Consider the following 13,375-nt stretch of genomic DNA (forward strand, 5'->3'; position numbering starts at 1 on the left):
CGCTGTCATAACATCATCCGACTCCGCACCGCTGCGACGGTGTCTTGACGGACAACACGGACGCAAGGCGAGTTAGGCTGCTCAGGTATCTTCTTCGGGGATTGAGATGACTATAGAAAAAATTAAAGAGAAAAAATATAAGTTGCGAGCGACAACGTGCGCACTCCTTTTACTTGCCGAATTTATACTGTTGCATTTTTTCTACTCGGCAATATACGACTGGTCTGAAGTTCGGAACGTCGTCACCGAAGTCGAGTTTGGAGCAACGCTGATCTCTATCGTTCTAGCAGTTGTCGCTATCCTCTATACATTCTGGCAGGGTACGTCACAAACCGATTTTAACGCCACACTAATGGGTCAACTTGGTCGACTGGAGATGGTCGGCGAAAGTTTAGCCATTACAAATCGAAGTCTCCATGAAAACATGACAACTTCGAAGCAAATTTCAGAAGATCTGCTTACGCTCAAGTCCGACGTAAGCAGCGTAAGTTTAAAGCTCTCAAACTTCGACAGCCTGCAGTCTTTGTTTCGTGATAAATTGCCAGCAACCGCAAGTCTGGATGACAAAACGGATGAAGCAGGAAAGTCGGAAAGCGCTAATACGAAGGAGACGAGACTTCAAGATTTGAGCATTCTATTCCGATCCGAAGCGGCGAAATGCAGTATGATTTTTCTACTATCCATCGGAAAATCCGAAGGCATAAAATTCACCAAACATATTGAACACTTCGCCTCCCTGCTCACAAAGAAGCCCGAAGATTTCACCGGAAATGGTCGCCTTGTACTATCAGGGGCATTTACTATTGTGTACGGCGCACTTCGTGCAGCCGGAATTATGATTGAAGGCACCGAAAAATTTTCATTCGATAACGCGGTATCATTCGAGGTAGCAGACGAGTGGAAGCCAGCTGTGCAAATCTACTTGAATGGCCTGAAGGATAAAAGCGCGGAATTTCTACAGAAATTGAACTCTAGCAAAAACTAGGGGGCTTGATAATCGGCCTTGACAATAAGGCCCGCGCAGGATCGTCAACCTACAAAGCTTACCGCGCCTCGCGCTGAAGCTCATGCGCCATCCATCTTGCGAAGAACAATCGATTGCATCAGCAGTAGCCCGCGGAGCATGTCGCTGTGTGCCTTCATCCGCCGCATGCGATGATCACTGCCAAGCCGTCGCGTTGAGCCTGCAGCCGCATCAGCGCCTTCGTGAGTGCTTCGAGGCCGACCAGCTCGCGATCGCATGACCCGAGGCGCTGAAGCAGCAACACGTACTCACGTCGGACTGAGATCACTTCACTGAGCGCCGCGACGGCCCGTTCGACTTCGTGGAGCCGCTGTCGGAGATCGTCCATTGTCATTGTCCGCGTCGTGGCGCCTGCATCGGCTTCGTCGTGTCGATACCGGCCATCTGAAGGGCGGCGTCGATCTTCCGTAGTTCGACTTCGAAATCGAGCGGCCACTCGTCTTCCTCGCACTGCACCCGCAGACCGTTGTGAGTCGTGAGCACGTAGCGCGCAAGGTAAAGCGCGTCGACAAGCTTCGACTCGCGCTGGGCATTGATGATGAACTCTGCAGGCTTCATGGTGCCTCCGTCTGTCAGCCACGCCAGCTCGTGCGCGGTTCGCGCCGACTCATCATCGGCGCCGATCGGACGTACCCAGAACGCACGGCCGCGCTCAGGAATCGCCTGAACGCTGGGACGCCCGGGATCCCGCTCACACGCGGTGCGCGGACCACCCCACGCCAGACCGCCGTAGTGCTCGCAGTCGCGGCAGTGATGATCGGTACCCGCAGAGGACTGGATGGAGATAGGGCTAAATACTGTATGAATGTACAGTATTTAGCCCTATGCGGGAAGAGGGGGGAAGGGCGGCAGCCGTGCAAACGAAAACCCGCCGGAGCAGGTTTGGCACTACTGGTCCAGACCGCTCGCCAGCGTCGGGCGATCTTTCGCGAACTCACGCCACTGCGGGTATCGCCTGAAGAACCGCTCGTCGACGAAGGCTGCATACGGGGTCACGGATGGATCTCTGTCCGATCCCCGATCGGCGATCACCGGATGCGCGTCGATGTGCTTCGCCGCCGACCACATCGAAATGTCAGTGACGAAGTCGATCGCCCGCAGCGCGGGGACATAAAACCATGTGACGGGCATCGCTTGGTCCTCCGGCGTCTTCCGTCGCCAAAGCGGTTGGCGTTCGATGTGCCGGCCAACGTACGATGTCATCGCCGAATTGAAAAGCTACGCGGGGCGGAGCAGCGGGAGCGCGACAACGAATGGATTCGAGGCCGCTTAAGTGCGCAGCGGCTATCGGCGCGCCGGCTAAAATTCGTAACCCGAACATGAAACGTGCCACGATGCACCGTCGGTTACGTCTACATACAGGATTCGCCCTTTTGGAAGGTCAACTTCGCAAGTGCCTTTTGGCCCACGCAGAATTAAAGGGTTGGAATCGCCGTCAAATCGATACAGCTTTGCGGGAGCAGTACCGTTTGTGACCGTATAGTTGAGGATAGCCTTCACCGCGTTTAGAGGGACCGTCACCCCCAAATTCAACATCGTCTTCTGGATCATGTTCTGCAGACCTTAGCGTGAACCTTCCTGCTGCGCCGACGCGGCGAAGTTGACCCGGAGGCGACCCGCTGGCAATTTCTCGCCATCCGCAGTCACAAAAACTTTTAACGTGAAAGCCTCGTCCACCACAAAAGGACTGATGGCCATTTGCAAAATGATCGCCATCCTCGTTATCGGGTCTTCGGGATCTGAGGAGGATCGAAGGTGATTCTGTATCTGTTCGACAGCATCAGCTGGCATTATTTGCTCAGCAAAGAGTCGGTCCTTGGACGCGATCGTCATACTGAGAGTTTTGAAGGGGTTATCGCTGCCAGTCACTACTGTCACGACCACGCACAATTTTGGCAGCACCGTGGGGTTCTGTGGCACAAGGAGTTCCCCATGATAGAGCCCCATCAGGGAAGACTTCCCTCCTACTTCCATACGAATGTCATCGCAAAACAGGGTGTGCGCATACCTGGTCATATTGATTCCGCGATCGGTGGTTCTGCGACTAACTCTTGGACTAACGGCTTTAGCAGATCCAGCGGCACCTCCAATGCTTCCGCCAGCCGCACTGCCGTAGCGAACTGAATCGAGAGTTTGCCTCCCTCGATTTTTGCGAGATGTGGCTGCGTGAGCCCACTCAGTTCGGCTAGGCGCTGTTGAGACAACCCTCGTTCGAGGCGCAGTCGCGCAACGCAATTGCGCACGTCGTTTCCAAGCTCGGGGGCGAGGCGGCGTCGGGCTGCATGCATGCGGTCTCGCATGGCCGGATCCGCACCTTCAACTTGCGCCAGTGAGGCTCCATAAGGAAGTTTGCCCGTTCTGGGAGAACGTCTGACCGCTGGAGTAAGCGTTGCGACGCTAAGCCACGTTGCGCCGCCCGATATCGCCAGCGGCTCACCTTGTCGCGGATACCCGCGGGACTCCAATGGCGTCGTACTCGCCGACGGCTCTGACACTAATAGGATGATTTCGCTCATAGTCGTAATACCTAGCTAAATCGGGTTCACTCTCGTCATGAGGCACCTTTTCGACCACCGCTAACGTATAGATGTCGTCATACTCGTTGTCGTACGCGTACAGAATCCGATACTTGGCCAACGCAGGCATTGGACGAATACGACCGATGTTGTACCCGTCTGCAAGCAGACACTCGATCAGCTTGCTGTTGAACGTCGGCGCCGGATAGGTGCGTTCAGCCCTATGCTTTACGAGTTGCCAGAGCGCATCTTCGCAGCCACCCAACTGTTCCATGAACGCTCTCAGCAAATCGGCGTCGACCAGTCCATTGACAGTAGCTATCCGGTTCAGGTCATCCTCAATCGAGTCGCCCGGGTAAAGGTTCGGCACTATATCACGCAGTATATAAGTTTGGTTGTCGGCAGTTCAACCCTGAACTTGAATCGGCCTTGCAGAAAGGCGCGGCGGCCAAGGGCGCCACGCTCTGCAGCGGTTTTCGGATTATGCCCCTTTCAACCTGCGAATATTGCCTCCGAAACTTGCGCTGAGCGCAACTAAAGTCGTTGCGCCTCGATCTGCCCCGACGTTTCCGATGGCAGTGCTCCAGCAGAACGCGCAGAACCTCGCGGTCGCTGATCTTCGCGAGTGTCATGGCATCGACTGCGCGCCAAATGCGCCACGCCAATGCTTGTGGGCCTCTAGCACGGCGAATTTCACCTGACTCGCCTTGCTGTTGCCGTAATTGCCGCGAGTGGAAAAGAGTGGATCCCGGAAGCAGGCAAACGGGTCGAAAGCCGAAAAATGCACGTCCAGTACAGCAGCGACGGTCGCGGGTGCAGCGCTGGCCTCCGCGGCTCCGGATGGTTCCGGGCCGGGCGGGAGCGTGAGATCACGCAGGAGACGCCGCAGGCACTGATGCTTGCCGGCAGCGAAGTCCGCGCCAGACGACAGCGATTCGGCGGATAGCACGCTGCATTGGCGCATAAGCGGCCTATGGGTGCTGGTCAGTTCGACGGCCGAGGCGACGACGATCCTTTGCCACGCGGCGCGCTGCTCGTCGGAGAATTCCTCGGGCGGCTCGCCGAGCGGCGGCATGGAAATCGGTGTGGCCGGGTTTCGCGCCGCGCCCTTTGACTCCTGGGCCGGTAACCGCGAGAGCTTTCTCGCTTGTTCCGCAGACCAAGCCGCCCAAGCTTCTTTCAGCCATGCCAAGGAGCTCCGCATCTCGGCAGCAAGGCGTTTCGGCCCATTGCCGGCGCGCGGCGCCGCGGCTCTCTCGACTTGCTCAACTCGCTCGATCGCGCGAGCGAATTCGCCGAATTGTTCGATCAGCGGCTTCGGCCCGGCGTCCGTCTCTGGCTCGACCGGCAGGGCAACGAGGCGCCGAACTGTCAGATCGATCAAGATCTGCGTCAACGTGCTATGTCTGATTGCGCCAAAATCGGCACCAGCAACCATCATTTCCGCCTGCAGACAGGCCGCCTGGCCGAGCAGAGGCGCGTGTGCTTCGCTAAGTGGCACCGGGGCTGCCGCCGCGATCTCAAGCCATGCCGCGCGCTGCGCGACATCGAACTCAGGCGGCGGCTCGCCGACGCCGACAAGCGCGCGGGCAATCTTCTGCCTGGATTTCGACGCCGCCGCGACCTTTGTGGCCGGGTTTTGTCGTTCGGACCGCAGTTTCGATTGGACGCGCTTCGATGCCGGCGTGACGGCCGCCGCCGTCTTTGGGGCGACGGACGGCAAGCCAAGCGCGGCGCGCCTTTCCTCCTGCAGGCGCTGCGCGTAGCGCTTCGGATCCTTTCTGTCGGCGCCACTGAGCCGCATCTGCGCCGCCGTCTTCTTCTGTGTCATTTTGGCCTCGAAACACTGCGGAAGGATTGTTAAAAATCAGATATTTAACCCTCTGTTGTCTTACCAATTGATGCGGGTTGTTAACTTTAAAAACCATTTGCCACTGCGGAAGCGAAAAAAGTGGTGCGAACACGGTCTTGCGGCGGTGCGTCGTAGGGATTGAGACCGCCCTCCCCCTACCGGATTGCCGCGCCAGACCGCAAAAGACAGGCCGCCGCGCCGTCGCCGGGACCGTGCATGCGGTCCGCACGCGAGCGCGACCGGCGACCGCATGGCGAGCCCGCTATGACTTGCCAAGCTTGGTGCAGATTGACGCCTCCAAAAGCTCCAACTCGCGCCGCAAAAGGGCAGTATTCCCGCTGCGCAACGGAGCGGCCACGCCCATTCGTGCCGTTCGCTGGCCGCCGTTGCTCGCCGTTTTCTGCAGCCGACTCAGCGCCTCGTCGAAAGTCGCCACGCCGTCAACCATGCCGGCGCGCGCAGCATCGGAAGCGGTCACCATCCGGCCTTGTCCGAATCCATTGCGCACGCTCGCGGCATCGACGGCGCGACCGCGGGCAACATCGCGGGTGAACGATGCGTAATAGCCATCGATACGCGATTGCAGTGCCGCGCGGGCATCCTTTCCGAGCGGTTCGAACGAATTGCCCTCGGTCTTGTACTTGCCGGCGGATACGAGCGTCGTATTGATGCCCTGCTTCGCGAGCGCAGCGCTCATATCGGTGTGTGCGCTGAACACGCCGATCGACCCGACTTCGCCGCTCGGTGTTACATAGAATTCGCTCGCTGCCGTACCGAGCCAGTAAGCGGCGCTTGCCGCGACGCAGTTCGCCACGGCAAACACCGGTTTCTTGCCGCGCGCGGCCATGATTTCGGCGTGGAGCTCCTGAACGCCGTAGACGGATCCACCCGGCGAATCGATGTCGATCAGGATGCCGCCTACAGCGGGATCGCCCAGCATCGTCCGAAACGTCTGCGTGAAGCGATCGAGACTCATGAGACCGGTACCGCTTGCGTCATCCACCGCCGAAGCGCGCTGCGCAATGGTTCCGTACAGCGGAAGCACTGCGATTGAATTGCCGCCTGCGCGCGAGGCTTCGCCGCGGCGTGCGGTAGTTGCCGCGCGATCCGCGTGCGCCGCAGCCATGACGTCATCTCCCGCATGTCCACCGGCCGCCCAGCGAGCGAGCACAGCCGACATGATGGACAGTCGACGCGGTTCGATCGCCCACGGCGTGTTGATGAATTCGGCTATCAGATGGTTCATGGTTTCCTCGCTGCGTTGGATGGCACGGACACCGCGCCGGGTGAATGACTGTTTTCTCTTGAAAAACACGGTTTCTAATGCCCATGCGGATCTGACGGCGGTGCTTCGCCGTCTTTCCGGTTCCCTTCACCACCGCGCGGGTTGCGATTCAGTGTGCGATGTGCTCCATGCGGCGTGTCGAAGCCGAACCGTTTCAGCCATCTTTTGCTGACCCGCGACCGAGAACGCCGGATCGGCTTCGATGTAGCCGAGCGTCGTCGAGTCCTGTTTGTGACGCATGACGCGCTTGATCTCTGGAACCGGAACGCCTGCCTCTGCCTGTGCAGTGGCGTAGGTGCCACGGAGACGGTGCGGCGTGAGTCCCGGCGTGCCCGTCCGTTCGTTGGCGCGGCGGATCGCGCGAGCGGTGAACTGTGCCGGCAACAGCCGGCCATCGGGTCGCGCGATGACGAGACCTTGTGTCTTCAGCAGTGGCCGCAGATGGTCGAGTAGCCACGGCGGGACAGGCAGCGCAACCGCCTCGCGTCCCTTCGTCACGCCAGGCGTATAGGTTCCGCGATCCAGATCCAGCCACTCCCAGCGTGCGGTACGCGTTTCGGCTTCCCGAAGACCGATTCCGAGCATCATGCGCACCGCGATACTCACGGAGCCGCGACCATCGATCTCATCGATCGTTGCGATCCACTTTTGTGCGAGGCTTGGAGACAGACGCGCTCGCGGGCGCCGCTGCACCTTCAGCTTGCTCACGCGAAACGGAATTGCCGTGATCATTCCGCGTCGCACGGCGTAATACATCAAAAGCTTCACGATCTCGAGCCACAGATTTGCACTCGACGGCGCATGGTCGGCGAGAAACCGGCTGCGCGCCTCTTCTATCGCCACTGTGGTGAGCTCGTCGACATGCACGTCGGCGAGCTCGAAAAGGTACAGGCGTCGAGGCATCGCGCAATTTGCGCTCTTGCCGACGAAAGGAACAGCCGGGGTCTGGCGTCGCATTGGAAGATGCGTAACGCCATCCCGGCCGCAATTGAATCAAGTCGAAGCGACTGGAGTCAGATAACGAACGCCGCCCCCTGGCATCGGTTTGTCGCAGGTCAGATCTGCCCTGCCAGCTACGCTGCTTCGACTGAGGGCGCCTGAGCTACGTGATGCATATTCTGCAAAAAGGCCTTCGTTCGATCACGCTTCGGTCGCCCGAAGAGCTCTTCGGGCGGACCCTGCTCGACAATGACGCCACCATCCACGAACACCACATGGGTGCCAACCTGCCGGGCGAACTGCATTTCATGCGTGACCAGAATCATCGTCATGCCCTGCTCGGCGAGCTTGCGCATCACCTGAAGAACTTCACCGACCAATTCTGGGTCGAGTGCGCTGGTCGCCTCGTCGAACAGCATGACCTTCGGATCCATGGCCAGTGCGCGCGCAATCGCGACGCGCTGCTGTTGCCCACCTGAGAGCTCCGCCGGGTAGAAGCCCGCTTTCTCCGACATGCCGACCGTCGCGAGCATCTTCCCGGAAATTGTCCGGGCTTCAGCCTTGGAACGTCCAAGCACATGGACCTGAGCTTCCATGACATTCTGGATAACGGTCTGATGACGAAACAGATTGAAGTGCTGGAACACCATGCCTACGTGCGCACGAACCGCGGCAATCTGCTTCTCGCTGTGGTCTTTCAGCTTTCCGTTGACCTCACTTCGGTAGACCGTCTCGCCGTCGATCCGTACGGTGCCTTTTTCCGGGCGCTCAAGGTGATTGATGCATCGTAGAAGGGTTGACTTTCCGCTGCCCGACGGGCCAATGATGCATACCACTTCGCCCTTTTTCACCGTCAGGTCGATACCCCGCAATACGTCGTGAGGGCCATACGACTTGCACAGTCCGATGAGCTCAACCATGGGACGGAACAGGTTGTTTTCAGTTTTCGCGCTCATCAGTGGGTCCTCCGGGTGAATGCGCGGCGCGAAACGCGATCGACATGTTCGACGAGCCGCGCTGCGGGAAAGCTTACTGCGAAGTACATCAGCGCGACCATCGAGTACAGCGTGAAGTATTGAAAGTTCTGTGCAGCGGACATTTGCGCCTTGAACAAAATTTCCTGCATGCTGATGACCGAGCAAAGCGCGGTGTCCTTGAACAGCGAGATGAAGTAGTTCCCTAGAGACGGAATGACCATTCGAACAGCCTGTGGTACGACGATCCGGCGCATTGCGAGGCCAGGGGTCATGCCTAACGCCGCCGCTGCATCAAACTGTCCACGGGCTACGGCCTGAATCGCACCGCGGTAGACCTCCGAGATAAACGCGGAGTAGTTGAGCGTGAGGGCAATGACCGCGGCCACGAAGGAATTGAGCGTGATGCCGAATTCCGGGAGCACAAAGTAGATGTAGATCAGTTGCAAGAGCAGCGGCGTGCCGCGGATAAGCTCGATGTATGCCTTCACCATCCATCGAAGAGGTATGAATCGCGCACGGCCGGCCAACGCAACCACGAGACCGAATACAAGGCTCAATGACATGACAATGATAGTGAGTTCAACGGTCAACAACAGACCGTGCAGAAGCAACCCAAAATTGTCCGCTGCTACATGAAACTGAAAATCCATCATTTCCTGTCTCCTTATACCTTACGGGCGCAGTGTGAAGGCCACAAGATTGCGGTCCGTCAGTCCGAAGGAATGGAGAATGTTAGATGTGGTGCCGTTTGCAGTCATTTCAGCCAACGCCTGCGTGTAAGCTGCACGCAGCGAACAATCCTCCTTGCGTACCGCGTAGCGTGCGCTGCCGAAGCCTCCCCCATCGATCATGGCTCGCGGAGTGGGCACGCCGAGCAACGCTTCCAGATTGGTGCCGGGATTTTCCTGCTTGAATTTCAGCCACAGCAATTCGTCGTTCATTGCCACATCGATCCGACCTTGCGACAGGCTCTGGATTTTCGAAAGTTGATCCTTGAACGGTTGGGTTTCGACGCCGATGCTCCTGAGGTAGGAGTCACCGGCCTCGCCCGCCGTCACGCCAACTTTCTTGCCCTTCAGATCGGCGTAGCTTTTGATGTTCAGATTCGATCCTTTTTTGACGAGGATCGCCGGGCCATACCAGAATGCCGGGCCCGTGAAGCTGATCACCTTGTCGCGCTCGGGCGTGTGGTGAATGTCGCTCGCAATGACGTCGATGCGCTTCGACAACAGCGACGGCACCGTGCTATCCCAAGGCATCCACTCGACCTTCTTTACTTTCACACCCATCCACGCGAGCGCTGCCTTCTGGATCTCCCAATCGATGCCAGCTGGCTCGTTCTTCTGCTGATCGAGCCAACTTTCCGGGGGCAGCTCAGAGAATCCGAGGACAACGCCATTCTTGCGTGCGTTCTCATAAGACGGGTCGCCACAGCTTTCGAACATGGGCTGCGACTCGTAGTATGGCGCGTTATCGGCAGCGCTAGCCACGCCGGAGTTGAGCGCAATCGAAGAAAGCAAAGCTGCGAAGATACAGGCGCCAATTGATCGTTGTTTCATGGAAGTTTTCCAGGTTGATTTGACACAACAGTAAGGAGAACAGTACGTTCAGGATGCGTATCCCGGAGCGGCGTGATTCAAAAACCGCTTGATGCTTTCGAGGTGCAAACGTGCGCTTTCAGGGTGAGATTCGCGTTCACCCTTGGCAACCGCAGAGGCAATCTCACGTGATACAGGTGCCATCTTTGCGCCAGTGCTCCATGCCTTGACCTGCACTTCCGCTGCACGCTCGACGTAATACAAATCGTCCCATGCTTCCGCGATGGTCAATGCGCCTATGCTGATACCGTGATTGCGCATGAACACCACGCGCGCGTCACCGAGCGATCGAGCGATGCGGTCACCTTCAGTGACGTCCAGCGCGAGTCCGTTGTACTCCTTATCAACCGAAAGGATTCCATAAAAGCGCAGCGACGACTGAATGGACCAGTCGAACGGATCACGGTCAAGCGCACACAATGCAGTCGCGTTCGGCATATGCGAATGAAGCAGAACCCGGATGTTGGGCCTCAGTTTATGCACCCGTGCGTGAATCCAGAACGCACTCGCTTCCGGCTTTCCACGCCCACTGAGTACGTTGCCTTCAAAGTCGCACACCAGCAACGACGACGCCGTCAATTCCGCGAACGAGTAGCCATATGGGTTGATCAGAAACAGATCATCGCGCCCTGGGAGCAGGGCCGAATAGTGATTGTCGACACCCTCGTTGAAACCGTAGTGCGCGCTCATGCGAAACACGGCAGCGAGGTCAACCCGCATCTGCCAGATTTCCTCGCTGTCGAAGTTGACGTCGCTGCGTCTCCGGTTGTTCGTCGGAAGAGTAAGTTCGTAGGCCATCCCTGCTCCCAAAGTCGACGGTCGGCGGCGCCTCTCCGTCATTAAAAGTGCCAAAACACCGCTGCGACTCGAGACGGAATCCGCTATCTCCCATTCGTTCGCAGCATACGTGTATACAATCATGTAAAAATACATTCAACAAGTATCGATTGCGTACCCTGGTGTTAACGCCGACAATTTGCACTGGGGACCGTAGCCAGGATGAGTGACCAATGAACGACTTCTCAATACCTTCGTGGGAACCGGTTCGCGCGCGAACTATGGTCGACGCAGCTGTCGACGCAATCGTGAGCGGTGCGTCCCGCGGGCTCATCCTTCCTGGCGACCGCATCGTCGAGACCGAAATCGCGGAAAAGCTTGGCGTAAGTCGGGTACCGGTGCGCGAAGCGCTTCGCATGCTTGAGAGCCAGGGGATTGTCAGCAGCGTGCCCAACAAGGGCATCCGGTTGGTCCCCGTCTCGCGGGAACGTGTGCACAACCTTCTCGAGGCTCGGCTGGCGCTCGAAATGATCGCAGTCAGGCGCGTCGTGGGGTTAAAGCTGAATCAAGCCCCATCGACGTTGAATCGCCTGCGTCGCCGGGTGGAGGAGATTGAATTGATGGCCCTGCGGCAGGACTACTACGGCCTCGCGCTGGCGGACGTGGCATTCCACCGCGAAGTTGCCGAGATTGGTGGCAATGACGTCGTGTCCAACCTCTGGGAGGGCATTGCCCGACAGCTGACCATTGCGTTGGGCCTGACCACCCAGATGACCAATCTGACGACGATCGTTCAGGAGCATCACGAGCTGCTCGCGGCGCTGGAGAAGGGCAATCTTCGCGAACTCGATAAAACCTGGGCGCACCACGTCAACAGCCAGAGCTGTGATGTCGACTACGAAAAGATCATAGAAGAACGACGTGAACAGCTGCGTGCGGCAATTCAGTCGAAGGAGAAGGTTTGACAGCGCAATGCGTCGGATGAGGGTGCACGAGCGCAAGCTAGATCAATATTCGCGCTGCCGCACGGCAGTCAGCGGCCAGATATCGAAAGTGTTGCGCCGTCGCGGTGATAAGTCGACGATGGCGCAACAGGGCAGGCAGCGGGAATGAGCACACGGGCGGTAATCAAAACGCTCGCATCCCCTTTATTTCTCACCCAACACGGTCAAGGGCGTCCACGTCCCGTTTTCGCACTTATAAACGGTAACGAATGCGTCGCGGCGATCACCATACTTGTCGAACGCGAGATGGTCGCTGGTCACACCCTTCATGTCTGTCTGTTGAAGGGCCGGCAGATAAGTGGCAGGATCCGAAGAGTTGGCCTTGACCATCGCGGTCATCAACGCCTTGGCCGCATCATAGGAAAACGGTGCAATGGTGTCCGGGTCGCTACCGAATTTCGCTCTATAGTTCTTCACGAATGCCACGCCGCCGGGCATCTTTTCCGTCGGGAGACCGCCCACGGACACGATCACGCCATTTGCCGACGGCCCTGCGATCTTGATGAAGCCGTCCGTTTTCGACATGTCGCCGGACGCGATCTGCGCCGGGATGCCCAACGCTCGCGCCTGCTTCACAAGAGGCGCAGACTGCGCGTCCGTTCCGGCGTAGTAGATGAAGTCGGGTTGCTTCCCCTTGAGGTTGGTCAGGATGGAGCGGAAGTCGACAGCCTGATCCGACGTGAACTCATGGTCCACCAGGTTGCCGCCCGCTGCTTTTACCGCCGACTCGAACTGCTCGGCAAGCCCTTCACCGTAAGCGGTGCGATCATCAATGATCGCAATCCGTTTGGCGTGCAGCGTGCGGACCACGTAGTTGCCCATCACGCTACCCAGTTGCACATCGGACGTCATGATCCGAAACGTCGTTTTGAAACCCTGGCGCGTGTACGCAGGGGCCGTGGCGGTCGAAATCTGAGGAATGCCTGCGCGCGAGAAGATCGCGGACGCAGGGATCGCTACGCCGGAGTTAAAGTCGCCAAGCATCCCCTCCACACCGTCGTCGACGAGTTTCTGTGCGACGATCACGCCGGTTTTTGGATCTGCCTGATCGTCGAGCGGCTCGAGAACGAACGTTACCGCTTTGCCTCCGATCTCCGGCCTGGTCGCGTTGAATTCGGCAACGGCCAGTTGTGCGCCCGTTTCGAAATCCTTACCGTAACGCGCCTGTGGCCCGCTTAGCGGAGCGCCCAGACCAATCTTGACTGTTTGCAGGTCTGCCGCACTGGCGGATACGCCAGGCAATAGAGCCAGCAGCGCCGACGTTGCGGCAATAGTTGTGGTGCGCACATCCATACGGTCTCCTTCCCTTCGAAAAAATGGACTGCATCGCCCCGAGTCAGTTCCGGCGTAGTCGGATCGAATGTTGATCCAGGGCGTACTAACGCTACCTTGCTTTGCCCAAT

16 protein-coding genes are annotated in these 13,375 nt (G+C 58.2%); 2 read left to right on the forward strand and 14 right to left on the reverse strand.

The annotated features are described in order from the left end of the window. Positions 1-106: 106 nt before the first annotated feature. Positions 107-985 carry a hypothetical protein gene (locus DVS29_RS19345; protein WP_118182099.1) on the forward strand — a complete coding sequence of 293 codons (879 nt, stop codon included), beginning with the start codon at positions 107-109 and terminating at the stop codon, positions 983-985. 154 nt (positions 986-1,139) lie between these two features. Here DVS29_RS19345 and DVS29_RS19350 read toward each other — a convergent pair whose 3' ends face one another. The 13 genes from DVS29_RS19350 to DVS29_RS19410 all read right to left on the reverse strand — a co-directional run bounded on the left by DVS29_RS19350 (position 1,140) and on the right by DVS29_RS19410 (position 10,989). Next, positions 1,140-1,352: a hypothetical protein gene (locus DVS29_RS19350; protein ID WP_118182100.1), complete on the reverse strand. Its 213-nt coding sequence runs from the start codon at positions 1,350-1,352 to the stop codon at positions 1,140-1,142. 2 nt (positions 1,353-1,354) lie between these two features. After that, positions 1,355-1,582, reverse strand: coding sequence for a hypothetical protein (locus DVS29_RS19355; RefSeq protein ID WP_118182101.1), 228 nt, complete (start codon positions 1,580-1,582; stop codon positions 1,355-1,357). A 330-nt stretch (positions 1,583-1,912) separates the two neighbouring features. Further along, on the reverse strand, positions 1,913-2,155 hold the full coding sequence (locus DVS29_RS19360) for a hypothetical protein (protein WP_118182102.1): 243 nt from the start codon (positions 2,153-2,155) through the stop codon (positions 1,913-1,915). 432 nt (positions 2,156-2,587) lie between these two features. Beyond that, complete coding sequence (locus DVS29_RS19365; RefSeq protein WP_118182103.1) at positions 2,588-3,040, reverse strand: DUF6941 family protein; 453 nt, start codon at positions 3,038-3,040, stop codon at positions 2,588-2,590. Beyond that, on the reverse strand, positions 3,037-3,540 hold the full coding sequence (locus DVS29_RS38345; RefSeq protein WP_420816130.1) for a helix-turn-helix domain-containing protein: 504 nt from the start codon (positions 3,538-3,540) through the stop codon (positions 3,037-3,039). Before DVS29_RS38345 ends, DVS29_RS19365 begins: the two co-directional genes overlap by 4 nt. Continuing rightward, complete coding sequence (locus DVS29_RS19375) at positions 3,458-3,910, reverse strand: hypothetical protein (protein ID WP_118182104.1); 453 nt, start codon at positions 3,908-3,910, stop codon at positions 3,458-3,460. Before DVS29_RS19375 ends, DVS29_RS38345 begins: the two co-directional genes overlap by 83 nt. A gap of 258 nt (positions 3,911-4,168) precedes the next feature. Next, complete coding sequence (locus DVS29_RS19380; RefSeq protein ID WP_118182105.1) at positions 4,169-5,371, reverse strand: hypothetical protein; 1,203 nt, start codon at positions 5,369-5,371, stop codon at positions 4,169-4,171. Between the two features lie 283 nt (positions 5,372-5,654). After that, positions 5,655-6,638 carry a S49 family peptidase gene (locus tag DVS29_RS19385; RefSeq protein WP_118182106.1) on the reverse strand — a complete coding sequence of 328 codons (984 nt, stop codon included), beginning with the start codon at positions 6,636-6,638 and terminating at the stop codon, positions 5,655-5,657. Between the two features lie 126 nt (positions 6,639-6,764). Beyond that, the gene (locus DVS29_RS19390; protein WP_240655686.1) at positions 6,765-7,634 is read right to left on the reverse strand and encodes a tyrosine-type recombinase/integrase; all 870 of its coding nucleotides are present in this window, start codon (positions 7,632-7,634) and stop codon (positions 6,765-6,767) included. Positions 7,635-7,750: 116 nt separating this feature from the next. Then, complete coding sequence (locus DVS29_RS19395; RefSeq protein ID WP_118182159.1) at positions 7,751-8,536, reverse strand: amino acid ABC transporter ATP-binding protein; 786 nt, start codon at positions 8,534-8,536, stop codon at positions 7,751-7,753. Positions 8,537-8,571: 35 nt separating this feature from the next. Beyond that, positions 8,572-9,246: an amino acid ABC transporter permease gene (locus DVS29_RS19400; RefSeq protein WP_118182108.1), complete on the reverse strand. Its 675-nt coding sequence runs from the start codon at positions 9,244-9,246 to the stop codon at positions 8,572-8,574. An 18-nt stretch (positions 9,247-9,264) separates the two neighbouring features. Next, positions 9,265-10,152, reverse strand: coding sequence for a substrate-binding periplasmic protein (locus DVS29_RS19405; protein ID WP_118182109.1), 888 nt, complete (start codon positions 10,150-10,152; stop codon positions 9,265-9,267). Positions 10,153-10,200: 48 nt separating this feature from the next. Then, positions 10,201-10,989, reverse strand: a complete 789-nt coding sequence (locus tag DVS29_RS19410) for an aldolase (RefSeq protein ID WP_118182160.1) — start codon at positions 10,987-10,989, stop codon at positions 10,201-10,203. 212 nt (positions 10,990-11,201) lie between these two features. On the opposite strand from DVS29_RS19410, the gene DVS29_RS19415 reads away from it, so the two are divergent. Further along, the gene (locus DVS29_RS19415) at positions 11,202-11,933 is read left to right on the forward strand and encodes a GntR family transcriptional regulator (RefSeq protein ID WP_118182110.1); all 732 of its coding nucleotides are present in this window, start codon (positions 11,202-11,204) and stop codon (positions 11,931-11,933) included. A 183-nt stretch (positions 11,934-12,116) separates the two neighbouring features. On the opposite strand, the gene DVS29_RS19420 is transcribed toward DVS29_RS19415, so the two are convergent. Beyond that, complete coding sequence (locus DVS29_RS19420) at positions 12,117-13,265, reverse strand: branched-chain amino acid ABC transporter substrate-binding protein (protein WP_118182111.1); 1,149 nt, start codon at positions 13,263-13,265, stop codon at positions 12,117-12,119. Between the last annotated feature and the right edge of the window lie 110 nt (positions 13,266-13,375).

Source organism: Paraburkholderia phosphatilytica, assembly GCF_003443895.1.
GTDB lineage: Bacteria > Pseudomonadota > Gammaproteobacteria > Burkholderiales > Burkholderiaceae > Paraburkholderia > Paraburkholderia phosphatilytica.